Here is a 24407-nt window from a genome sequence, read left to right as displayed (position 1 = left end):
AAAAAAGACACATGAGTATATCTAGCAAGGATTTTGAGCAATTTCGAGAGGAATTACAAAATAAGATAGACGAAGTTTATAAGACATTTGAAGAAATGAAACAGAAGTATAACGAATGTGATGATTTTTCTAATAATGTGTTAAAACCAAATAACTGGCATATAAATAATAATCAAAAAGCCAAAGAAGAAAAGTTGCTCGAAGAGTACAAAGACACAATTGAAAAATGTCAGAAGGCAATTGATGATTTAACCATTTTCTATTATAAACATATAGGCATCAATTAGAGTTTATGCAAACATCAACTCTTGACTTCCTCCACAACGCCCGAACAACTTATACAGCAGTAAAGCATTTATTTGAGATGCGGCGGACAAAGTTTTCGAGCGTGAAACATGATGATGACTTGTTCATTGTTGAGGCAAGGCATGGCTCGTGGATTTCTCCTTTCTCGGAAAAAGTAAAGATGAAAGTGGTTGCAACAAGTAGTAATACATGTAAGGTGGTTGTGGAATCATCGTCACGTTCAATCCTTAACATTCTGAATTTCGGAGCAAACAAAGGAAACGTGTCTGACATAAGCGACTATATAAACAATGAGGTATATAGATTGTGCAACCCGGGGGAGATTGCTATGAAGCATCAACAGAATGAGCATTCTGAGATTAGGATTGCTGCACCGTCTATAAAATTCAAGTGAAGCATTCAACCCAGATTGTTCAACAAGACGCATTTGCTTGGTTTTGTTCTTGACGGACTGCTTCCTTACTGTTTTAGTCCGATTGCCGACATCTACGCTGCCATCACATCTCGACGTACTATGTTACGCCTTCGATGAGATGGCAGCACATCTTTTCGACAATCGAACAAAATCAGTCAAGGACTCTAATGAAGCGATTTGGATTAAAAAAAAATTTTATTGCTTCATATTACAATAATACAATACCGAGATACGTTCTTAGTATAAGAATGAATTTGCGACTATTCATTCATGATATTAAATCGCCGTGCAAGATTGTTTAAATATCATAAAGACAATGCTAAAACCTTTATTTTTACGCAAAATAATATCTTAGTAACTTTTTTTTGCAAGCCATGCGGCAACACTATTATGCTTTTTTCTTAACTTTGCGGCATAAACTTTCAAATTATAATATATATGAAAAATATTTTTTCAATTATCGCATTGCTTGCTGTCGGAGTTATTACTGCCAATGCACAGATTACTATTGTCACTGATGACGACTTCGTAAACCGTGACACTTGCGACATTATTAAATATGTGGTGAATTACGACATGGAGTTTGTTGAAAACTTAAACAAAGTTCCATACGAATATGAAAAGGATCGCATGGTGCTGCAAATAGGAGAGAAAGCCACACTTTTCTACAGTTATGATAAGTACCTCGCAGACTCTACCAACTTGGAAATAATAAAGCGCAACGGTACAGAGTACGTTGGAAGCCAAGGTGCATCATGGTTTCTGTATAAGAACTACCCAAAAGAAAAGTATTATTCGTATTTAGATCAGATAGTTCGCGACAGATATGTATGCCATGAAATGGTGGAAGAACCCGGCTGGCAGTTGTTGTCAGACAGCACAACAATCATAAAGGAACACCCATGCGTGCTGGCAGTGGCCGACTATCGCGGGCGCAAATGGTATGCGTGGTATGCAGAAGACATTCCTTTGAGCGAAGGTCCATGGAAACTATGCGGACTGCCCGGACTGATACTGCGAGCCTACGACTCAGAAAACCAATATCGCTTCGAACTTAGCGGAATAAGGAACGGTCGTCCCGAAGAGGTCATCACGTATATAGGTTCAGAATATGAGACGGTGGACAAGAAATCGCTTGACAAAATCTATGAGCGTTATTACAATGACCCGATAAGTTTTCTTACAACCAGTTCTAACGTGAAAATAACAATAATGGATAATAATGGGAATAAGATGGATAAAATGCCAGCCATTCCCAGAAACCCTATTGAAAGATAAGTCGATAAAAAAAACAAACGTATATCTTATTTCTTTTAACCCATGAAAAGACGTTTATCGACACTTTGCATCTGTCTTGTCTGCTTCCTCACTGTTCACGCACAATCCACAGTGAAGGGAACGGTGAGTGATTCAGTCACCGGAGAATATCTGAAAATGGCCAGCGTAATCCTTATGCGCCGTGGCAAGTCGCTGACATTCACCAAGACTGATGCTCACGGACGATTCTCGTTGCAAACGAAAAGCGTAGAGAGTGACGACCGTCTCGTAGTGACCTACATGGGGTACAAGAAATGCACGATGCCTATCGTTGTGGGAAAAGACTTGCACGTGAAGATGGAACCGGCGGAATTTGAACTTAAAGAGATTTTGGTGAAAAGCGGTCCGATAACGAACAAAGCCGATACCATAACCTATGACCTCACGAGATTTGCCGACTTGCGTGACAATTCTCTGAAAGATGTGCTGCAGAAACTGCCCGGAGTGTCGATTGACAAGGGCGGGACAATAAGCGTTAACGGCAAGCCTATCAATCGTTTTACGGTGGAGGGGCTTGACCTTACAGGCGGGAAATACGACAAGATAAACGAAACCCTGAAAGCAAAAGACGTGAAAAGCGCAGAGGTCATAGAGCACGACCAACCCGTTAAGGCCTTGCAGAAAAAGGTTTACTCGGACAATGTGGCTATGAACATCAACCTGAAAGACGATGCGAAGGACAAGTTCATGTTCACTATCTCGCCTACCGCACTCGTTAGTTTCCCGTTGAAAGAGTCTGCCGCAGGCGGAAAGGCCAATGCTTTGCAGATAGGAAAAGTCGGGCAGAAGATGTATGACGTGGAATATGACCATACCGGAAAAGACCTCTCGTCGTCTCACCAACGCCTCGTAACATTCTCGTTATCGGCACAGGACTCGGAAATATCCGCTCCACAGTGGTTTCATATTCCGTCGTTACAAACTCCTATCGATGACGAAAGACTGAGATTCAACAACTCGCACGACTGGAATTTCAGACGAATAGACAAGAACGATAATGACGAAGCGACGCGTATATCCGTGGGTTATCTGCACACAACAGAATATCAGACCACCTCAAACACCTCGCATTATTACATTAACGGCGAGAAACCTACAACAACCGAAGAGAAACGGAGACTGCATCTGAGCAACGACCGTTTGCTATTAGACTACAACCGCAATCTGAACAAGGAGAATATATACGGAAATCATTATATCTCGGCAGACGCTTCGCTTACCGATGCACTGGCCATTTTCAGCGGTTCGAAAGGCGACAGAATTTCACAACGCGTGAAATCGCCCGAAATACGCCTGCAACACACTCTTGACCGTATGTTCGTGCGCAACCGCTACTCGTTGGAACTACATTCCGACGCGGAATTCTTCCACTCGCCTTCAAAACTTATGGTAAACGATTGGGCGAATAAACTGAACACCACATTATGGTACACAAACAACCACCTCACATGGATGCGCAATCGCTCGTTCACAACAACATCGCTCAAGCTCGGATTCTCGGCAGAGCATCTCAACGTGAACGGCGGGAAATCGCATATTTCCCTTGAAGCCTCACCATATCATGAGATACGCAAGGGAAAGGTCACATTGCATTTATCTCTGCCAATAATGTGGGACATGTATGTCAACCACAAACGTTATTTCCTGAATCTGTCTCCCCAAATAAATCTTAACTTCAAGAAAAGCAATCGTTCACAATGGTATTTATACGCAATGATGTTGCAGAGAACAGGAAACATAAGCGATTTCGCACTTGACGAATACCGCTACGACTACCGCACAACGATGCGAAACAATGGTGTAATACCGCGCAACACAACACTTTCCACGTCGATGGACTACAACTACAAGCGCACCGTAAAGGAACTGTTCGGAAACTTCAAAATATACTATAACCACTCGTGGTCAAACGTAATGCAGGATTTGCAGATAAAGAGTGGGGAATATGTTTACAACAGCGTGGAGCGCAAACATCACAACAGCATATTCGGCATGAGTGGCAATTTGTCCAAAGGTTGGTATTCGCTGCATCTGAAAGCACAGGCAGGGGTGGAATACCGACACGTAAGAGGGCAACAACTGTCGGGCGAAACATTGACAGGATACAGGAATAACATAGTGACGATGAAGCCCAATATAATTTTCTCCCCCTCTTGGTGCAACATCTCTTATTTGGCTTCTTTCTCTGCATCGCGCACAAGTACCGATGCCGTTTCACTACAGACATTATGGAATTGGCGGCAAAGTCTTTCGCTAACCAAGACCTTCGACCGTATTGACCTTTCGCTCTCGGCAGTGCATTATCACAACGAACTGCAGTCCTCGCCCACCCTAAACACCATCATCGCCGACGCATCGGTGGTGTGGAGAATGAAAGGTGTAAGACTATCGGCAGAGTTGCGCAACATGTTCGACCGTCGCGAATATATCGTGACATCCTACAACGGCGCAGTTTCCTCAACGAGTTTCTACCATCTCCGTCCCCGCGAGGTGTTCCTTAAAGCACAAGTATCGTTATAAGGCATCGCTGCCTATCCGGTACGTCATAATGTATCAAGGTCTTTCCGGCACTATCTGCCGAGCCAAGACTCGGGATTGAGTTTCGCCGTTTCCTTGCGCAACTGGAACTGCAATATATTATCCGTACCCACGGTGCCGAGAGTCTGGCCGGTCTTCACTTTCTGTCCGCGATGCACGCTCACCGACCTCAGATTGCAATACACAGAGATATAGTTTCCGTGGCGCACCATAACCACATTCGAACCACTGAAACTGAACACCGCGCTCACCTCGCCATTGAATATACTTCTCACCGAAGCACCCGGTTGTCCTTGTATGTTTATACCCTTGTTGTCAAGCATCACGTTGCGCAGACCTTCCACGTTGTATTGTCCGAAACGGCTCACAATACGGCATCTTCCCGACAATGGCATAGGCAGTCGTCCTCGGTTCTGCTCGAAACTGCCGCTCAACTGGCGGTCAACTGTCGCCATGGTCACCGCAGCCTCATTCTCTTTCTTGGCACGTGCCACCTCTCTTGCCGAGCGTTCCTCGTCGGCCTTGGCCTTACGCTCTATTGCAATACGATTTTCCTCAGCCGCCTTTGCAGCACTTTCGGCACGCGCTTTCTCCTCTGCACTTTTCCTTTCGGCAGCCCGGCGTTCTGCCTTCGCCCTCTCTTCGGCAGCCTTTGCTTCTGCCAATCGGCGAGCATTTTCACGCGCGGCAGCCTCGGCAGCGGCTTTCTTTCGTGCCAACTCTTCCTCTCGTTTCTTCTTTGCGGCGGCAGCAGCGGCGGCCTTTCTGCGCGCCTCTTCTTCTGCCCTTGCCTTAGCCTTCGCCACCTCAATGGCCACAAGGTTATCTATCATGGCATTCAGTTGCGCGTCTTTCTGCTTCTGTTCTGCCAACACCGATTGTATTGTTTTCTGCTGCTGTTGTAACGAGGCAACCACTTTTTGCTGCTCCTGTTGCTGTCCTTCGAGTGCAGCATGCTCTTTCTTTCCTTTATACAACAGAGTGTTCTTGTCCTGCTTCTGTTTGGCAAGTTCCTGTTGCTTACTCGTAACCTGCTCCTGTTTCTCCCTCACCATCTCGCCTTGCGCTCTCTGATAAGCGGCATATTCGCGCATGAATCGCAGTCGGCGGTACATCTGCGGCAGATTACCTGCACTGAAAACAAACATCAGTTGCTCCTGTACCCCACGATGCCGTGCCACATATCTCATCGACTCCACATATTTCTTCTTGCGCTCTTCCAACTGTTCTTCAAGCGTTTTCAGTTGTGAGCGCAGCAAGTCCATGTTTCCTTCGATAGATGTTATCTCGCCTGTTATCTCTTCTATATTGCGCTTCCGCGTCTCTATCTCGCTGTTTATCTGCACCAGACTTTTCAGTCTGTTCTGAACATCGGCCTTGTTGGCACGCAACTTTTGCTCCTGCTCCTTTATGTTTTTCTGCACCTGCGAGCGTTGGTTCTGCAGTCCGCGTATCTCCGCCGTACTGTAGTTCTGCTTTTTTCCTTTCCCCTGCTGTTTCTTTTTTGTGGTATTACCACCTTTCCCCGACTGCTTTTTCTTCCCTTGTTGCTGTCGTTGGTTCTTTTTTCCGCCCTGTGTCTGTGTGGTGCGTGCCTTCCCTTTCTGCCCACTCCTTCGCTGTTGGGCGTATGGAGCGAGCGTGAAAGCCGCCATCATGACAATCAGTATCAGTCTTTTCATTTAATACTCATTATTTTGTTCAACACTTCCTCGGCTGTCACGGCAGAATATTTGCTTGACAGTTGTGTGCGCGACTCCCATTTTCCGTTGTTAGATAGTTTGTCGAGAATCAGTTCGATTGTTATGCGCTGTCCTCCTTTTAGTGCCGACGAAGCCCCTGTAATGGTTATCTGCGATGGAAATTTGCGTCCTCCGAAAGCCTGAAAAGCATCGTATTTCCATTCCAGCGAGGCATCGCTACCTTTGCTGTCAGAGTATGCCACGTCTGCCTGTTTTATCTCGAACGACCTATTGTCTGCCTGCCATTTGTAGTTCATCTTGTCACGCTTCAGTTCTATTACACTGCAAAGAGCCTGCGGTAGCAGTTTCACGTCGAAATCTTTCAGTTCCGAGTCGCGCATACGGTCGCTTCCGGGGATAAACAATTGATTCCAGAAAAGTGCCTGCAATGAATAGAAGTTCAGTCCGTTGCGTTTCAGGAAGTCCACCTCGTTATAGTCGGCTTTCAGGTATTGCTTGTTTATTCTGTCCACTATCATCACATAGTCTTTCGTGAGTTCTATGCGTCCGGCCTCGAAAAGCCCCATCGGAGTGAGCTGAATACGTATCACATCATCGCGTCTCATATACAGCGAACCTGCCACCGAGATGTCTTTAGACCCTTTCTTAACTCGGAATTTCAGTTTTGCCGTGATGTTATTCTGTAACACCGAGCGGTCGGAAACGCTTCGCACGAATTTCAGTCGTCCCGCCTCGGTGTCCACTACTGCTGTTGGCACGGTATTCTTGTCAGTGTTTACCACCGTCTTTGTTGTCCCACAGGCAGCCAACATCATCACCACCGCCACCGAGAGGGTATGTATAGTAAGTTTCCTCGTATTCATTTATTCAAATATTTTTTCTGTTTCAGTTTCTTTTTCAGCACACTGTCGCTGCCTCCCGCATCAACAGCCTTTTTCCAATATTCCACTGCGGCGTTCCTGTCTCCACATTTCCAGAATATGTCTCCGGCATGTTCTATCACATCGGCACTTGGCGTTTTATAGTTTTTCAGTGCCTGTTCTATATATATCTTTGCCTCCTCATATCGTCCCTGCATGAACAGAATCCATGCGTAAGTGTCGAGATACGTACCATTGTCAGGCTCTGCCTTCACCGTCTTATAACTCATCTGTTCGGCCTTTTGCAATCCGTTACCTGTCAGACTGAGATAATAAGCGTAGTTGTTCAGGCATCCTATGTTCTCGCTATTCCATATAAGACAACTGTCGTATGCGGCGAACGCTTCTTTGTCCATGCCCTTTTCGTGGTACATCTCGCCCATCAGTCCGTAGAGGTCTGACACGAGTTCCTTGTTGGTCTGTTCGTTGGCCACTGTCACTCCGCGGCGTATAGTCACCAATGCATCGTCTATGTTGTCCTGTTGGTTGTAAGCCATTGCCATGAAATAATAGAACGCCAATTCATCGGGATTATACTGCTGCGCCGGACGGGAGAGTTCTATCACACGGTCGAAGTCGCGCTTTCCCCATGCCGATTGTATCAGTTGCAGTCGCGCCCCTGCCTCATCGGGTGCAATTTCGAGCACTCTCTCAAGCACCACGTCTATCGAATCTTGCGGATATTCTTTCAGTTTCAGATAGGCTGCATATAGCGCTGCCATTTCGGGAGTTGTCTGTGGTTCTGCGAGTATGCGATTGAAGAGATGTATTATTTCCATGCTTCCGGCTCCGATATGCTCGTTTTCATCGACAACTTTTCTCAGAAGTTGAATCTTATCGGCAGACGGTGTCTTGTCGCTTATAAGTATTCTCTCCACCGTTGCCTGTGCCAGTGAGTCCTCACCCGACTTTTTATAGTAGTCGAGCATCGACATCTGGGCCGACACATTGTCGGGTTCTTGTTCCAGCACTGCATCATATTCGTCGAGAGCCTCGTCCTCACGTCCGTTCTTCAGCAGCCAGTTTCCCATCATCACACGATAGTTCAGGTCGTTGGGATATTTTTCCGCGAGTTGTTTCAAGGCGTTGAATTCGGCTTTTTTGTCCCCTTTCATCGAGTATGCATGCATCTTCAACAGCGTTATCTGCTCGTTGCTGCCCTCCACCTGCTCAATTTTCTCGAGCGTGCTCACCACCTTGTCGTAATTCTTCTTTTGGTTATACAGTTGCGCCAGCATGCTGAGCACATCGGTGCGGTCGAGGTTGTTGGCATAGAGACGTTCGTAAGTGTCTATCGCTTTGTCGAAATTTCCGGTGTTGATATATGACACAGCGAGCCTTTCGATATATCTGTCGTTCTTCGGACTAAGCACTGCGGCTCTTTCCATCGACTGCATCGCCATACTGTCCTGTCCCAATTCGGAATAATAGGAGGCAATGGTGAAATAAACCTCGGCAGCATTGGGATTGATTGTGAAGCAATGGCTCAACAAGTCGAAAGCAGCATCATAGTTGCCTTTGTTCTGCTGCGACACCGCCTCGAAGAAGAAATATTTCAGGCGTTGCTCGTCGTTGTGACTCAATTTCGGTATCACTACGTTCTTCTCTCCGCCTATCGCCTGCTTCACCGAAATTGTCTCCGGCCCTCCACAAGAAATATTCAGAGCGGTCAACATAGCCACCGCAATGACAAAAAATACGGATAGTGCTTTTCGCATTTTATTAATTTTGGAGTTTCTCATCTGTTATTTCACTCCCGTATGACCATAGCCTCCTTCGCCACGTTCTGTCTCATCGAGCATTTCCACTGCGATGAAATCGGCTGTTTCGTGCCTTGCTATCACCATTTGGGCTATACGTTCACCATCGTTTATCACAAAATCGCGGTCGCCGAGGTTAATCAACAACACCATCAACTCGCCACGATAGTCGGCATCTATTGTACCCGGACTGTTGAGTACCGTCAGCCCATGCTTCAGTGCAAGTCCGCTGCGCGGGCGCATCTGTGCTTCAAAACCGGCAGGAAGTGCTATATGCAGTCCCGTGGGAACAAGATGACGCTCCATTGGGCGCAATGTAATCGGTTCGTTGATATTTGCACGAATATCCATCCCGGCACTTTGCGGTGTGGCGTATGCGGGAAGTGGCTGATGCCCCTTATTCAAAACTTTTACCTGTATCATATCTTGTATTTTAGTATCTGTTCTTTTCAGAACAAAGTTTCTATCTTAATTATAACGTGCAAAAATACTAAATAAAGATTGTTTAATGAAATTTTCAATGCTAAATTAGTCGAAATTACTGCATTTTATATTACTTTTGCACCATCACGTGACATTTCCACCGGATTTGACAAACGGTCTGATTCTTCGGAATTTCCGACATCCGGGGCGGGAATGGCAAAAACACACAATGAAATCATGGAATGGACACAACTTCTCACAAACAAACGGCTCGGACAGGAACATCGTCACAGCGAGCGACACGATGACAGAACGGAATTCAAACGCGACTACGACCGCCTTATTTTCTCCGCTCCGTTCAGACGCTTGCAGAACAAAACGCAGGTATTCCCGCTCCCGGGCAGCATCTTCGTGCACAACCGACTCACCCACTCGCTCGAAGTGGCAAGCGTGGGAATGTCGCTCGGCAACGACGTGGCACGGCAAATATTGGCAAGAAATCCCGAATTCATCGAGACGATGCTACCCGAAATAGGCACCATTGTAAGTACTGCGTGCCTTGCTCACGACATGGGCAACCCACCATTCGGACACTCCGGCGAGAAAGCGATACAGTCATTCTTCACCGAAGGAAAAGGTATGCACCTGCAAGAGAAAGTCTCTCCGGAAACGTGGGCAGACATAACCCACTTTGAGGGTAATGCCAATGCCTTCCGACTGCTTGCTCATCGCTACAAAGGACGGCGCGAGGGCGGTTTCGTCATGACATATACCACACTGTCATCGATAGTGAAATATCCCATTTCATCGACATGTGCCGACAAGAAAGGTAAGTTCGGGTTCTTCCGAGAGGAACTACCCATCTATCGAAAAATTGCTTCAGAACTCGGAATTCCGCAACTGCCAATAGACAGCAATTCGGCAAACGGAACGCATGAGAACATCGAAAGATTGGCATACGCACGCCATCCATTGGTATATCTCGTGGAGGCTGCCGACGACATCTGCTATGAGATAATGGATATTGAAGATGCTCATAAACTGAAAATCCTGAGTTTTGAAGAAACAAGCGAACTGCTCTTGGGATTTTTCGACGACGAAACGCAGAATCTGATAAGGCAACGTATCACCGATGAAGGTATAACCGACGACAACGAAAAGGTGACTTATATGCGTGCAAGGGTTATCGGAGTGCTTGAGAAATGTTGCGTAGAAACTTTCATGGCCAATGAAACAAAAATCATGGAAGGCACATTCAATGGCTCTCTCATCGATGAAATCGCAGAAAAACAGCGATTGGCATACAAAAAATGCACCGAGACATCGCGCAGAAAGATATACAACAGCAAGCCTGTCCTCGATGTGGAACTGAGCGGTTTCAAGATAATGGACACCCTCATGGAAACATTCATCGAGGCGGCGAACTACCCCGAACGCTTCTATTCACGACAACTTATAGGTCGCGTAGGCAGTCAATACGACATCAACTCGCCCGACCTTGAAACACGAATCATGGCCGTAATCGACTATATCAGCGGAATGACCGATGTATATGCACTCGAAATATATCAGAAAATAAATGGTATCTCACTACCGATTGTATGATACGGAAAAACAATTTGGGCGAAATTGCTGACCAAAATCGCCCAAATTGCAAACCAAAATCGCCAAATATGAAAAACAATTTCGCCCAAATTGGTAAGTTAACATTTGCTACAATCAAAGTTGATGTTGTGTTATAACATTATGTTTTTATATTAAACCACAATTCGGTCATCAGATTCATTCTTATCGTAAAGGCATATAAAAATCGTAATTATCGAATTGTTATTAATGTCGAGAGCATTTTTATTTATCCTTGTAGATGATTTTATTTGCTCCGCTCGTTATATGCAACGCCTCCGGATGTTCTTTTATGAATGAGTCGATATGGCGGACGCGCTTCTGTTCAAGGATTTCGTCAACGGCTATCAGGATGCCTGTTTCCTCCACATCTCCGAAACCATTGTTGATGGCTGTGCCGAAAAGTTTCATCGTGGGACTCAGATTCATATAGGCATTTACAAGAGGCGGAATGTTATAGCCCATATTTCGCACCTCGCGATTAAGAATTTTATAGTCTTCACGGAAATCTTCCGCACAGAAGAGTTCTGCCAACTCTGTGGCATCGGTCTCAATAACGAGCGATTTCATCGGCGTAATAAGATTATCCTTGTCATGAAAATGCTTCTTCAGGAAAAACAGAATCATATCCCTGCCGCGACGGATATACGAGGGGTACATCGTCATTTTGCCAAAGAAATATTTCACGTTGGGCATTATCACGGTCAGTGCTCCAAGTCCGTCCCAAAGGTTATCGAGCGCGAATATGCTTTTGCTGTTCTGTTTCACGTTCTGATATTCGAGCGAAACAAACGAGCGTCCCAATTCTATGGTATATGGCATGTATTCCTTTAAGAAACGGTCGGAGAAATGGAACATGTGGCTCGTGGCAAGCAGAGGTTGTCCGTTGTCATCGAGTTTCCAATCGGTGCCACACATATAGCGGTAGCCTCCTATTATATCTTCGGCCTCCGGATTCCACACCACCAATTGTTTGTAGCAGTTCTCGCATGTATCGAAGTCATCGATGTCCATGCTTTTCCCTGTTCCACCACCAGCCTCACGGAAAGCAATCTCGCGCAAACGCCCTATCTCCCTCATTACATAAGGGGAATCGTGAGCCGTAATGATATATATTTCATTATGACTCTTGTTTGTCATTCTGAGTTGTTTATCCTGCGTAAACTCCGCTTTCAGCAGTTCGCGACTGACAGGTTGGATAATGTCTTGCTCCATCTTCAATTATTGAAAATTATTTCATAACTCATACACACGGTCGTAAACGAATTTCGCCCATTCCATCGGGGATTTTGATTTGTCGAATGTCTGCCAAGGGATAGGTTTCCCAAACTTCATCCGAAACTTTTTATGAACGTTTTTATACATTTCATCAACGAGGAAAAGCATTGCCACGTTGACTTTCTTCAGATAACTGTCGCTGAAATTTGCCAGTCGGTAGAAGAAGTCGGAGTTCTGCCCTCCGAAATGTATCGGCACCACATCACGATGATATTCCACACTCTTTGATATGAATGTTTTCTTCCAAGTGAGATCGCGTACAATTCCCTTCTTTCGTCGCGAACACAGTCCTGCGGGGAACATCAGCATGTGGTTATCGCTCTTGAAACCCGCCTCCACCATTGCCGGGAAATTGCGACTTTGGTTTCCGGTCTTGTTTATTGGTATGCAGAGAGGCGCAAGTCCGGGCAGATTCATCAGCAGGTCGTTCACGAGATAACGAAATTTGTCATCGTATTTCCGTCCGATTATCGAACCGAGAGCCACTCCGTCAATACCTCCCAAGGGGTGATTGCTCACGAAGGTATATAGTTTTCCGTCGTCTTTCGGCGGCAGATTCTCTTCTCCTTCGACCTCGAGCGTCATATCGAGATAGCGCATGCACTCCTCAAGCCACGGCGTTCCGACAAGTTCCCTGTTGTCCCAAAGAAACTTATTCACCTCGTCTTGATGCGCAATACGTTTGAGCCAAGAAACGAGTGGAGAGGGAACAAATCTTGCTTTCGCACCCATTTTGCTTCTAAGTATTTCGCCTACGTCTATCGTTTTCTCTGTTATTTCCCTCATTTTTTACAGAAAGTAATTGCAAAAATACACTTATTTTTTGGAATTGACGGCGTTTTTTACGAAAAAAATACAAAAAACATAAAAATGCAGAGTTATACAGTGGGACGGACTTTCAGAATATGGGTGTTTTGGCATGAATATAAAACCGCACACAGTGCCAAGGCAATATGATTCAGTAATAAAACCAAACAGTTTTCAGAGGCATAAACTATGTGGCCTACAAAGTCCTCATCAAGGATATCAGATGTTAAGAATTATTAAATTAAAAATATTTATTTACTTTTGTGGAGGAAAGTGGAGGAAAGTGGAGGAAAAATGTGTATCTTTGCCCCAAGGTATTTTTAAATAAGAACACATGAGGTTTTTAGGCAACATAGAGGCAAAGGTTGATGCAAAGGGAAGATCCTTTCTGCCGGCCGTTTTCCGCAAGGTGCTACAGGCATCGGGCGAGGAAAGTCTCGTGATGCGCATGGATCCTCACCAGAAGTGCATCGTGCTATATCCCGAAAGCGTATGGGATGCCGAAATGGACACGATGGAAAGCCGACTTGAGCGGTGGAATCGGGCAGAACAACAGATTTATCGACAATTCGTATCGATGGCAGAATTAGTGACGCTCGACGGCAACGGCCGCTTCCTTGTACCGAAACGTTATTTGCAAATGGCAGGTATCGGGCAACAAGTGAGGTTTATCGGTGTTCGCAACACCATAGAGATGTGGAACTTGGAAGAACTTGAAAGTCAGTTCATCGAACCAAAGGCTTTCTCTGAATTGTTCGGAAAGATGATGTCGGAAGACAACACAAGCACATCTGAATGATGAGTTGCGACAAGCCGCAAGAAAAAAGAAACATTTGGAATGACCTTCTCCGGAAATAGCAATCGCGACAAGCGAACAACAATACTAACAGCAACGTCAATGCAGGAAGAAAAAAAGAAAAACAGCAATGTCTTCACGGGCAATGCGAATGGTGAGGAGCATTGTGTGTCCTACCACATTCCTGTGCTGCTTACCGAGAGCATTGACGGACTGAACATTCACAGTGGCGGCATATATGTCGATGTGACCTTCGGAGGCGGGGGGCACAGTCGCGAGATACTGTCACGCTTCAACGGAGGCGAACATCTGTATAGTTTTGACCAAGATGCCGATGCGGAGAACAACATCGGGCACATCGACTCGGGGCAGTTCACGTTCGTGAGAAGCAATTTCAGGTATCTGAAGAACTGGATGAGATACCACGAAGTGGATTCTATAGACGGTCTGATAGCCGACCTCGGCGTGTCAAGCCACCATTTCGATGATGAAACACGCGGATTCTCTTTCCGCTTCGACGCGCCACTCGACATGAGAATGAACAAAAGAGCGGGCAAGACCGCCGCGGAGATAGTGAACAACGCCACAGAGGAGCAACTCGCCGACATCTTCTACATCTATGGCGAACTGAAAAACTCAAGGCGCATCGCTGCTGCGATAGTGAAAAGTCGCGCACAGAAAAGCATCGAAACAACTAACGACCTACTCTCTGTCGTGGAACCGATGTTCCGCAAAGAGCGCGAGAAAAAAGAAATGGCACGCTTGTTCCAGGCACTGCGCATAGAGGTGAATCACGAAATGGACGCACTGAAGGAGATGCTGAAAGCGGCAACAGAACTGCTCGCACAGGGCGGACGACTGTCGGTAATAACATATCACTCGCTGGAAGACCGCATAGTGAAAAACGTAATGAAAACCGGAAATGCCGAGGGCAAGATAGTTCAAGATTTCTTCGGAAGGATAGAAACTCCTTTCACGCTCGTAAACAACAGGGTGATAACACCACAGGAAAACGAGATTGAGAGCAACCCGCGCAGCAGAAGTGCAAAACTAAGAGTGGCAGAAAAGATATGAGGAACGAAGATATAGAGAAGAAAATCCTCGCAGAGGCAGAAGAAACGATAGTCAATACCAACGCGGAGGAAGGGGACATGACAGAAGAAGACTTGCCTGAAAGCGAGTCTCAACTTGCTATTGAAGAAAACAAAGAGGAAGATAAAGAGAAAAAAGAGAAAGAGGCGAAAGAGGAAAAAGAGAGGGAAGAAAAGGAGAAAAAGGAAAGAGAAAAGAGAGAAAAGGAGGCGAAGGAAATGCAGGCGTTTGCCTTGACGATACAGAGTCAGGCGCGCGAGGACGAGAAACCGCTCTCAAAGATATTGTCGCTAAGAATGATTCTCGGTGGCGATTTCTTCACTGCGGAGTTCATGAAGAAGAATGTGGGGCTTATACTGCTCATCGTGATTTTCACGCTTATCTATGTTGGCAACAGATACAGTTGCCAAAGCGGGCTGTTAGAGATTGACAAACTGAACAAGGAACTTCAGGACTCGAAATACAAAGCACTGTCTTCTGCCAGCGAACTGACAGAGAAATGCCGTGAGACGCACGTGCTCGAAATGTTGAAATACAACAAGGACAGTGTTCTGAAACAAGCCAGTCAGCCACCTTATATAATTAATGTAGAAGAGAAATGAGTAAGTTCAACAATAAGAAGATTCTTCCACGATATAAAATCATCGCATATTTCATTGTGCTGGTGAGTCTCGCCGTGCTGGTCAAAGCGGCATATATAGGCACGGTGAAGCGCGACTATTGGATGGCGGTGGCAGACCGACTGAAGAAAGACAGTGTGGAGGTGAAGCCTGTCAGGGGTAACATCTTGAGCAGCGACGGACAGTTGATGGCAAGTTCTCTACCGGAGTTCAAAATGTATATGGACTTCGAAGCGGGCGGCGAACATAAGGACTCCCTGCTTGTAGAGAAGATGGACAGTATCTGTGATGGACTGCATGAGATATTCCCCGAACGCTCTGCTGCACAATTCCGTAAAGATCTGGAGGAGGGACGGGCAAAGAAGTCGCGCCACTGGCCTATATGGAAATACCGCGTTGACTATAACACCTACACACGAGTAATGTCGTTGCCGGTGTTCTCGCTACCCCCGAACAAAGGAGGATTCCACAAAGAGGAGTTCAATGCACGACAGCACCCTTTCACATCACTTGCCTCAAGAACCGTGGGCGACCTGTACGGAGCGAAAGACTCGGCACGATTCGGACTGGAATTGTCGTTCGACTCGGTGCTGCGCGGTGAGTCGGGAAAGATGCAGAAGCAGAAAGTGAAGCGTCGCTTCATAGGTCTGATGCAGAAAGAGGCCATCGACGGCGCAGACATAGTTACTACAATTGACGTGCAGATGCAGGATATTGCCGAGCGTGCCGTGATAGAAGAACTGAAAGAAATAAACGGACAGGTGGGCGTGGCGATAGTCATGGATGTGCCAACGGGCGACATAAAGGCTATTGTGAACATGACACGATACCCCGACGGACGATTCCGCGAGGCTAAGAACAACGCCGTGAGCGACCTGTTGGAGCCGGGTTCGGTGTTCAAGACGGCATCGTTGATGGTGGCACTCGACGACGGAGTGGTTGACACTACGAAACTCATTAATACCGGAAACGGCAGAATGGATATGCACGGTGCTACGATGAAAGACCACAACTGGCATAAAGGCGGCTATGGCACCATATCATTTGCCAAGGCGCTTGAGGTGAGTTCGAACATCGGAATCAGTCGTGTAATAGACGAGAACTACGGCAAAAATCCGGAAAAATATATCGAAGGACTGAGACGAATAGGTATTGCGAGCGATTTGGAGATACCACTCGCCGGAGCAACTCCGCCACGAATAAGGATGCCTAAGAAGAACGCTAAGGGGCAGTATGTGAACTGGAGCAAGACCGCATTGCCGTGGATGAGTATAGGATATGAGACACAGATTCCGCCAATCTCCACCCTGACGTTTTACAACGCGATAGCCAACGGCGGAAAGATGATGCGCCCAAGATTCGTGAAACAGGTGGTGAAAAACGGGGAGGTGCTGCACTCTTACGAGCCTGTGGTGATGATACCGCAGATATGCAAGACTTCGACGTTGGAGAAAGTGAGAATTCTGCTCGAACACGTGGTGAGCCGAGGTACAGGAAAGGCGGCTCGTTCGCAACTCTTCCGTGTTGCCGGCAAGACCGGAACGGCGCAAATATCACATGGTACATCGGGCTATAAGAGTGGAGGTATGAAATATCTGCTAAGTTTCGTAGGCTTCTTTCCTGCCGACCAACCACGCTATAGTTGCATCGTATGCATACAGAAAAGCGGACATCCGGCATCGGGAGGCATGAGCGCGAAAGTGTTCCACAACATTTCGGAAGGCATAATGGCAAAAGATTTAAGGCTTGATGCCAGTGACTCGAGAGACTCTCTGTCGATAACAATGCCGGAAATAAAGAACGGAAACATGATTGCCGCATGGTTTGTACTGAAGCATTTCGGAATAGAAACGAATACCTCGTGGGACGGCAGTTACGCCAACGGCAACCCTATCTGGGGTAGGGCTACGCATAAGAACAACCGCATAGAAATGACGGAAACACCGAAATACGGCAACGATTTGGTGCCCGATGTCACGGGGATGGGTGCTCGAGATGCGGTATTTCTGCTGGAGAAACGCGGAGTGAAAGTAACTCTCGTTGGCAGAGGTAAGGTGAACTCGCAAAGTCTTCCTGCCGGACACAAGATAAGGAAAGGTGAGGCTTGCGTGCTAAGAATGAGTTGATACGGCTTACACTATGGCCGAAAATCTGAAACAGCAATCCCCGCAAGGGAATAAAAAGAAAAAGACATGAAACTCAACGAGTTGCTAAGGAACATCAAAAACGTCGCACTCACAGGCAGTGACAACGTAGAAATAACGGGAGTCAATATCGACTCGCGCCGCATTGGCACAGGACAATTGTTCGTTGCAATGAGGGGAACGCAGGTTGATGGTCACCGCTTCATAACAAAGGCAACAGAACAAGGGGCTGCGGCGGTGCTCTGTGAGGAACTGCCGGAGGTGCTTTCCGAAGGCGTGACATACGTAAAAGTGCCCTCAACAGAGGATGTCGTGGGTCACGTAGCCACCGCTTTCTACGGCAATCCGTCGGAGAAACTGAAACTGGTGGGTGCTACCGGCACAAACGGTAAAACCACAATCGCCACCTTATTATATAATATGTTCCGCAAGTTGGGATATAAGTGCGGTCTGTTGTCCACCGTGTGCAACTACATAGAGGAAGAAGTCGTGCCGGCAGACCATACCACGCCCGATCCTATTGAACTCAACCGACTGCTCGCGCAAATGGTGGATGCCGGTTGTCAGTATGTCTTCATGGAGTGCTCAAGTCACGCCATTGCACAGAAACGCATAGGCGGACTAAAGTTCTCCGTGGGAATATTCACCAATCTGACACGCGACCACCTCGACTATCACAAGACATTCGAGAACTATCGCGATGCAAAGAAAGCGTTCTTCGACATGCTGCCGAAGGGCAGTTATGCCATTATCAATGCCGATGACAAGAATGGCAGCGTAATGGTTCAGAACACCAAAGCCACGGTGAAGACATATTCCACAAGACAGATGGCCGACTATCGTGCCCGCCTTATAGAATGCCACTTCGAAGGAATGTATCTGGAAATAGACGGATATGAAGTCGGGGTGCAGTTCATCGGTAAATTCAATGTCAGCAACCTGCTTGCAGTATATGGCACGGCAAGGGTTCTCGGCGAAAAGCCGGAGGATATTCTCATTGCCTTGAGCACGCTGGGCAGCGTCAGCGGAAGACTCGAGCCAATCCGTTCGGCCGATGGCTTCACCGCCATCGTTGACTATGCGCACACTCCCGATGCGCTTGAGAACGTGCTGAATGCCATTCACGAGGTGCTCGATGGGCGCGGAAAGGTGATAACGGTATGCGGTGCAGGCGGTAATCGCGATAAAGGGAAACGACCGCTGATGGCAAAGGAGGCCGCAAGACAGAGCGACCGCGTCATCATAACGAGCGACAACCCCCGTTTTGAGGATCCGCAGGAGATAATAAACGACATGCTTGCCGGACTCGACCGACAACAGATGAAGAAAGTGTTGTGCATCGTCGATCGTCGCGAGGCTATCCGCACGGCGTGCATGATGGCACAGAAAGGCGACGTAATACTCATTGCCGGCAAAGGACATGAGGACTATCAGGAAATAAAAGGAGTGAAACACCACTTCGATGACAAGGAGGTGGTGCGCGAGTTTATAACAAATTAAAAAGAAATTCGAGATATGTTATACTATATTTTCAGATTTTTAGAACAGTTCAACATCCCCGGGGCACACCTCTGGTCGTATGTTTCGTTCCGCGCATTGCTCACTCTGATTCTGTCGTTGCTCATCTCTGCATGGTTCGGCGAGAAGTTTATCAAGTGGATGAGGCGCAGGAAAATTTCTGAGAAACAGCGCGATGTGAACATCGACCCATTCGGAGCAGATAAGAAAGGGGTGCCAACGATGGGCGGTATCATAATAATAGTATCCATTCTTCTGCCTGTGGTATTGTTGGGACGCATGCGCAACATATACCTCATACTGATGATAATAACCACCGTATGGCTCGGTTTCCTCGGTTTACTTGACGACTATATCAAGATATTCCGTAACAACAAGGAAGGACTGAAAGGGAAATACAAGATTGTGGGACAGGTGAGTATCGGGCTTATTGTGGGCTTGGTGTTATGGGCAAGTCCGGATGCCAAGATACGTGAGAACGTCGAGACGTTCAAGCAAGGACAGGAACTGGTGGTAACTCACAAGTCGGAACTGACAAAATCGCTGAAGACCACGATTCCATTCGTCAAAGATCACAACCTCGACTACTCGAAGATAATGGGATTCATGGGAGAATATGCCAATGCTGCAGGTTGGATTCTGTTTGTGATAATGACAATAGTAGTGGTGACGGCAGTGAGCAACGGTGCTAACCTCAACGACGGAATGGACGGTATGTGTGCCGGCAACTCGGCCATAATAGGTGTGGCATTGGGAATCTTTGCATATGTAAGTTCGCATCTTGAGTTTGCCTCATATCTTAATATAATGTATATTCCGGGGTCGCAAGAACTTGTGGTGTTCCTCTGTGCGTTCATCGGTGCGATGATAGGTTTCCTTTGGTATAACGCCTATCCGGCACAGATATTCATGGGTGACACCGGTTCTCTCACAATCGGTGGTATCATCGGTGTTTGTGCAGTGATAATACATAAGGAGTTGTTGGTGCCCATTCTCTGCGGCATTTTCCTCGTCGAGAGCCTCAGCGTTATGATTCAAACGTTCTGGTTCAAGACAATGAAACGCAAAGGGCAGCGCGTGCGAGTGTTCAGAGCCACGCCGATACACGACAATTTCCGCAAGTTGGACGAGCAACTCGACAAGACAAGCCGATATGTTTTCAAGAACTGGCCAAGACGACAGTTCCATGAATCCAAGATAACATTCCGCTTCTGGATTATAACTATAATCCTTGCGGCGATAACTATAATAACATTGAAGATCAGATAATCAGAAGATGAAAGACGAGAGAAGACGCATTGTGGTGCTTGGCGCAGCCGAAAGTGGTGCCGGTGCAGCCGTACTTGCAAAGAAGGAGGGATTCGATGTGTTCGTGTCTGACATGGGCATGATAAAGGATCGCTACAAGAAGATGCTCGATGACCATGACATAGAATGGGAGGAAGGACAGCATACGGAGGAGAAAATACTCTCTGCCGACGAGGTTATCAAGAGTCCCGGTATCCCCGACGAGGCTCCGATGGTGCAGAAAATAATTGCCAAAGGCATTCATATAATAAGCGAGATAGAGTTTGCAGGGCGTTACACCGACTCCAAGATGATTTGTATCACCGGCTCGAACGGCAAAACGACGACGACATCGCTGATATATCATATCTTCAAGGCGGCCGGCTACGATGCAGGACTGGCCGGGAACATCGGCAAATCATTGGCTCTGCAGGTTGCAGAAGACCCGCACAAGTACTACATAATAGAGTTGAGTTCGTTCCAACTCGACAATATGTACGACTTCCGTGCCAACGTTGCGGTGTTGCTAAATATAACCCCCGACCACCTCGACCGTTATGACAACTGCATGCAGAACTATGTTAACTCGAAGATGAGGATTGTGCAGAACCAGACGGCAGACGATGCTTTCATCTATTGGAACGATGACCCTATAATAAAAAACGAACTCGAAAAATACGACATAAAGGCCATAAAACTACCCTTCTCCGAACTGAAGGAGAGAGGTTCTATCGGATATATCGAGGAGGGAGAGTACAAACTTGAAGAGCCCACGCCGTTCAACATGGAACAAGAGGCTCTCTCGCTCACCGGCAAACACAACATATACAACTCTCTCGCGGCTGGACTGGCCTCTTCGGTTGCCGGAATAAAGAATGAAGTGATACGCAAGAGTCTTGGCGATTTCCCCGGTGTGGAGCACCGATTAGAGAAAGTGACGCGTGTGGCAGGTGTGGAATATATCAACGACTCGAAAGCAACCAACGTCGATGCGTGCTGGTATGCACTTGAGAGTATGAAGACACCGACCATCCTTATCATAGGAGGAAAGGACAAAGGGAATGACTACGAGCCGATAAAGGACTTGGTAAAGAAGAAGTGTGCGGGTATTGTGTATCTCGGAGCAGATAACACCAAACTGCACGAGAACTTCGACTCACTGGGCATTCCGGTGCGTGACACTCATTCGATGAAGGACTGCGTGGCTGCATGTTACGAGATGGCAGAGCCGGGAATGACCGTATTGCTATCGCCTTGCTGCGCAAGTTTCGACCTGTTCAAGAACATGGAGGATCGCGGAGAACAGTTCAAGCAACTCGTGCGCTCACTCTGAACACAAAGAATAGCCCCCAAGCGGGAAAAGAAATTTATCTCTATAGAATAAAAATAATACAGACATGGAAGAAGATAGCAAGAAGACAAAAGGCAGAATGAAGGGCGACACCATTATATGGACTGTCTTCTTCTTCCTGTGCATCGTGAGTATTGTCGAGGTGTTCAGTGCCGCGAGCGAACTCACGAACGACACCAGTTATCTTGATCCGATGATCAAACACACCATGCTGATTGGTGTGGGTGTGGTGTTTCTCGTCATCACAATGAACATCGACTGCCGATATTACAAGATAATATCACCTTTTGCATTGATTGTGTCGTTTATAATGCTACTGATTACGTCCCTAACAGGGGGCGAGATAAACGGTGCGTCACGATGGTTCGATATTGGTGGCATACAGTTCCAGCCCTCCGAATTGGCAAAGGGGGCAGTAGTTCTCGCAGAAGTGATGATACTCAGTGCATTGCAAGACGGCGACACAGTAGATAAAAGGGCATTCAAATATATCCTTATTATTTCCGTTCCGTTTATATTGCTAATCTTCCGCGAGAACTTTTCCACCGCGGCACTGCTCGGACTGGTGGTGATACTGATGATGTTTATTGGTCGTGTGCCAATGAAACAGATTGGAAAACTGCTCGGCGTGATAATGCTGATGGGACTGCTTGGCTTCGGTGCGATATGGACTTTGGGCGAGAACACCGAAGAAGAAGCACTCGCAAAGAACGACCCTCGCGTCAGAACGGAGACCATAGACAAACCGGAGAAAAAGAAAGGTGGCGGCATTCTACACCGCTTCGGCACATGGAAGAATCGCATAAAGAAATTTGTAAACGATGAGGAGGTGGCTCCGGAGAAGTTCGACCTCGATAAAGACGGACAGGTGGCGCATGCAAACATCGCCATTGCATCGAGCAATCTCGTCGGTAAAGGCCCCGGCAACTCGGTTCAACGCGACTGGTTGCCGCAGGCATTCAGCGACTTCATCTATGCCATAATCATCGAAGAGATGGGACTGTGGGGCGCGGTCGGGGTGTGTTTGCTATACCTCATACTGCTGTTCCGCACCGCAAAGATTGCCAACAGGTGTGCTTACTCCTTCCCCGCACTGCTCATCATGGGACTCGCACTGCTTATGGTGACGCAGGCCATATTCAATATGATGGTGGCAGTGGGACTCGCACCCGTTACCGGACAGCCGTTGCCGCTGATAAGCAAGGGCGGAACATCCACCATAATAAACTGCGTTTACATCGGAGTTATTATGAGTGTGAGCAGTAAGGCCAAAAAACGCGATGAGTGTTTGGCCTTGAACAATGATTGTTCAAGGTTGAGTGATGAGGAGTGAACGATGGAATGTGAGATGTGGAGAAGATGATAAAGTTAGAATATTAAAGGAAAAGATATGGACGAAGAACTTAGAATAATAATCAGCGGAGGCGGAACCGGCGGGCACATTTTCCCGGCCGTGTCCATCGCCAATGCCATACGACACAAGCGTCCCGATGCAAAGATTCTCTTTGTAGGCGCAGAAGGACGTATGGAGATGCAGCGAGTGCCGGCGGCAGGCTATGAAATAAAAGGCCTGCCTATATGCGGATTCGACCGCAAGAACATGCTGAAGAACATAAAAGTGCTGTATAAGATATGGAAAAGCCAGCGCATGGCGAAACAGATAATACAGCAATTCCGTCCTATGGCGGCAGTTGGCGTGGGAGGATATGCCAGCGGTCCGACACTGAACAAATGTGCAGCAATGGGCATTCCATGCCTTATACAGGAACAGAACTCATACGCCGGTGTCACCAACAAACTGCTCGCGAAGAAAGCAAGTAAGATTTGTGTGGCATACGAGGGCATGGAACGTTTCTTCCCTGCCGACAAAATAATGGTTACGGGAAACCCCGTAAGACAGCAACTGCTCGACTGCCGACTCTCACAAGAGGAAGCACGCAGCAAAATGGGACTCGACCCGCAACGCCCGGTGGTGCTGATAATCGGCGGAAGTCTCGGTGCACGAACCATCAACGAGAGCGTTATGGACAACCTCGAGATGATTTCGACCCACGACATTCAGTTCGTTTGGCAGACCGGAGGCTACTATTTCCAAAACATAATGGAATCTCTCAAAGCGAAAGGCTGCCCCGAAAATCTCAAGCCTACTGACTTTATAAGCAACATGGACGAGGCTTACCGCGCCGCCAACCTTGTAATCAGCCGTGCCGGAGCAAGTAGCATAAGCGAACTTTGTCTGTTGGGCAAGCCCTCGATACTCGTTCCTTCGCCTAACGTTGCAGAAGATCATCAGACACACAACGCAATGGCATTGGTAAACAAACAGGCCGCACTGATGGTAAAGGACAGCGAAGCACGACAGAAACTGATTCCGTTGGCAATAGAAACACTCACGGAGAAAAAAGCAGATTACATGAACCTTGGGACTAATGCCAAGAAAATGGCACTACCCGACTCTGCCGACATCATCGCCGACGAAGTGATAAAACTCGCATCAAGAAGATAGAAC

At 47.0% G+C, this 24407-nt stretch carries 20 protein-coding genes; 14 read left to right on the top strand and 6 right to left on the bottom strand.

Going from position 1 to position 24407, the window contains the following annotated elements:
* The first annotated feature begins 11 nt into the window (after window positions 1–11).
* The 4 genes from EHV08_RS08320 to EHV08_RS08305 all read left to right on the top strand — a co-directional run bounded on the left by EHV08_RS08320 (window position 12) and on the right by EHV08_RS08305 (window position 4558).
* Window positions 12–287: a hypothetical protein gene (locus tag EHV08_RS08320; RefSeq protein ID WP_126678864.1), complete on the top strand. Its 276-nt coding sequence runs from the start codon at window positions 12–14 to the stop codon at window positions 285–287.
* 5 nt (window positions 288–292) lie between these two features.
* Window positions 293–700, top strand: coding sequence for a hypothetical protein (locus EHV08_RS08315; RefSeq protein WP_126678863.1), 408 nt, complete (start codon window positions 293–295; stop codon window positions 698–700).
* 459 nt (window positions 701–1159) lie between these two features.
* The gene (locus EHV08_RS08310) at window positions 1160–1999 is read left to right on the top strand and encodes a GLPGLI family protein (RefSeq protein ID WP_126678862.1); all 840 of its coding nucleotides are present in this window, start codon (window positions 1160–1162) and stop codon (window positions 1997–1999) included.
* A 42-nt stretch (window positions 2000–2041) separates the two neighbouring features.
* Window positions 2042–4558, top strand: coding sequence for a carboxypeptidase-like regulatory domain-containing protein (locus EHV08_RS08305; protein WP_126678861.1), 2517 nt, complete (start codon window positions 2042–2044; stop codon window positions 4556–4558).
* A 50-nt stretch (window positions 4559–4608) separates the two neighbouring features.
* On the opposite strand, the gene EHV08_RS08300 is transcribed toward EHV08_RS08305, so the two are convergent.
* The 4 genes from EHV08_RS08300 to dut are packed head-to-tail and all read right to left on the bottom strand — an operon-like array spanning window position 4609 to window position 9382.
* Window positions 4609–6258, bottom strand: coding sequence for a murein hydrolase activator EnvC family protein (locus EHV08_RS08300; RefSeq protein WP_126678860.1), 1650 nt, complete (start codon window positions 6256–6258; stop codon window positions 4609–4611).
* The gene (locus EHV08_RS08295) at window positions 6255–7142 is read right to left on the bottom strand and encodes a DUF4292 domain-containing protein (RefSeq protein WP_126678859.1); all 888 of its coding nucleotides are present in this window, start codon (window positions 7140–7142) and stop codon (window positions 6255–6257) included. Before EHV08_RS08295 ends, EHV08_RS08300 begins: the two co-directional genes overlap by 4 nt.
* Window positions 7139–8917: a tetratricopeptide repeat protein gene (locus tag EHV08_RS08290; RefSeq protein WP_238988048.1), complete on the bottom strand. Its 1779-nt coding sequence runs from the start codon at window positions 8915–8917 to the stop codon at window positions 7139–7141. Before EHV08_RS08290 ends, EHV08_RS08295 begins: the two co-directional genes overlap by 4 nt.
* 27 nt (window positions 8918–8944) lie before the next feature.
* Window positions 8945–9382 (bottom strand): dUTP diphosphatase, encoded by a 438-nt coding sequence (gene dut / locus EHV08_RS08285; RefSeq protein WP_126678858.1) that lies wholly within the window; start codon window positions 9380–9382, stop codon window positions 8945–8947.
* A 237-nt stretch (window positions 9383–9619) separates the two neighbouring features.
* On the opposite strand from dut, the gene dgt reads away from it, so the two are divergent.
* The gene (gene dgt, locus EHV08_RS08280; protein ID WP_126679465.1) at window positions 9620–10987 is read left to right on the top strand and encodes a dGTP triphosphohydrolase; all 1368 of its coding nucleotides are present in this window, start codon (window positions 9620–9622) and stop codon (window positions 10985–10987) included.
* A gap of 243 nt (window positions 10988–11230) precedes the next feature.
* Here dgt and EHV08_RS08275 read toward each other — a convergent pair whose 3' ends face one another.
* The gene (locus EHV08_RS08275) at window positions 11231–12220 is read right to left on the bottom strand and encodes a GNAT family N-acetyltransferase (protein ID WP_126678857.1); all 990 of its coding nucleotides are present in this window, start codon (window positions 12218–12220) and stop codon (window positions 11231–11233) included.
* A 21-nt stretch (window positions 12221–12241) separates the two neighbouring features.
* Window positions 12242–13069, bottom strand: coding sequence for a 1-acyl-sn-glycerol-3-phosphate acyltransferase (locus tag EHV08_RS08270; RefSeq protein ID WP_126678856.1), 828 nt, complete (start codon window positions 13067–13069; stop codon window positions 12242–12244).
* Between the two features lie 355 nt (window positions 13070–13424).
* On the opposite strand from EHV08_RS08270, the gene EHV08_RS08265 reads away from it, so the two are divergent.
* The 9 genes from EHV08_RS08265 (at window position 13425) to murG (ending at window position 24404) form a co-directional block, all read left to right on the top strand.
* Entirely contained in the window at window positions 13425–13889 is a 465-nt protein-coding gene (locus EHV08_RS08265) for a division/cell wall cluster transcriptional repressor MraZ (RefSeq protein ID WP_126678855.1), read from the top strand.
* A gap of 39 nt (window positions 13890–13928) precedes the next feature.
* Window positions 13929–14960, top strand: coding sequence for a 16S rRNA (cytosine(1402)-N(4))-methyltransferase RsmH (gene rsmH / locus EHV08_RS08260; RefSeq protein ID WP_238988047.1), 1032 nt, complete (start codon window positions 13929–13931; stop codon window positions 14958–14960).
* The gene (locus EHV08_RS08255) at window positions 14957–15580 is read left to right on the top strand and encodes an FtsL-like putative cell division protein (protein WP_126678854.1); all 624 of its coding nucleotides are present in this window, start codon (window positions 14957–14959) and stop codon (window positions 15578–15580) included. The genes rsmH and EHV08_RS08255 overlap by 4 nt, the downstream gene beginning before the upstream one ends.
* Window positions 15577–17724, top strand: coding sequence for a penicillin-binding protein (locus EHV08_RS08250; protein WP_126678853.1), 2148 nt, complete (start codon window positions 15577–15579; stop codon window positions 17722–17724). The genes EHV08_RS08255 and EHV08_RS08250 overlap by 4 nt, the downstream gene beginning before the upstream one ends.
* Before the next feature lie 66 nt (window positions 17725–17790).
* A complete protein-coding gene (locus tag EHV08_RS08245; RefSeq protein ID WP_126678852.1) occupies window positions 17791–19242 on the top strand; it encodes a UDP-N-acetylmuramoyl-L-alanyl-D-glutamate--2,6-diaminopimelate ligase in 1452 nt (483 codons plus the stop codon).
* Between the two features lie 15 nt (window positions 19243–19257).
* Complete coding sequence (locus EHV08_RS08240; RefSeq protein ID WP_126678851.1) at window positions 19258–20529, top strand: phospho-N-acetylmuramoyl-pentapeptide-transferase; 1272 nt, start codon at window positions 19258–19260, stop codon at window positions 20527–20529.
* 7 nt (window positions 20530–20536) lie between these two features.
* On the top strand, window positions 20537–21880 hold the full coding sequence (gene murD / locus EHV08_RS08235; protein ID WP_126678850.1) for a UDP-N-acetylmuramoyl-L-alanine--D-glutamate ligase: 1344 nt from the start codon (window positions 20537–20539) through the stop codon (window positions 21878–21880).
* 64 nt (window positions 21881–21944) lie between these two features.
* Complete coding sequence (locus EHV08_RS08230; RefSeq protein ID WP_126678849.1) at window positions 21945–23231, top strand: FtsW/RodA/SpoVE family cell cycle protein; 1287 nt, start codon at window positions 21945–21947, stop codon at window positions 23229–23231.
* Window positions 23232–23288: 57 nt separating this feature from the next.
* A complete protein-coding gene (gene murG, locus EHV08_RS08225) occupies window positions 23289–24404 on the top strand; it encodes an undecaprenyldiphospho-muramoylpentapeptide beta-N-acetylglucosaminyltransferase (protein WP_126678848.1) in 1116 nt (371 codons plus the stop codon).
* The last annotated feature ends 3 nt before the right edge of the window (window positions 24405–24407 follow it).

The sequence above is a fragment of the Prevotella koreensis genome, from assembly GCF_003977605.1.
GTDB lineage: Bacteria > Bacteroidota > Bacteroidia > Bacteroidales > Bacteroidaceae > Prevotella > Prevotella koreensis.
Note: the sequence above shows the minus strand (reverse complement) of the source record. Positions and strands in the feature narration are given on the sequence as shown.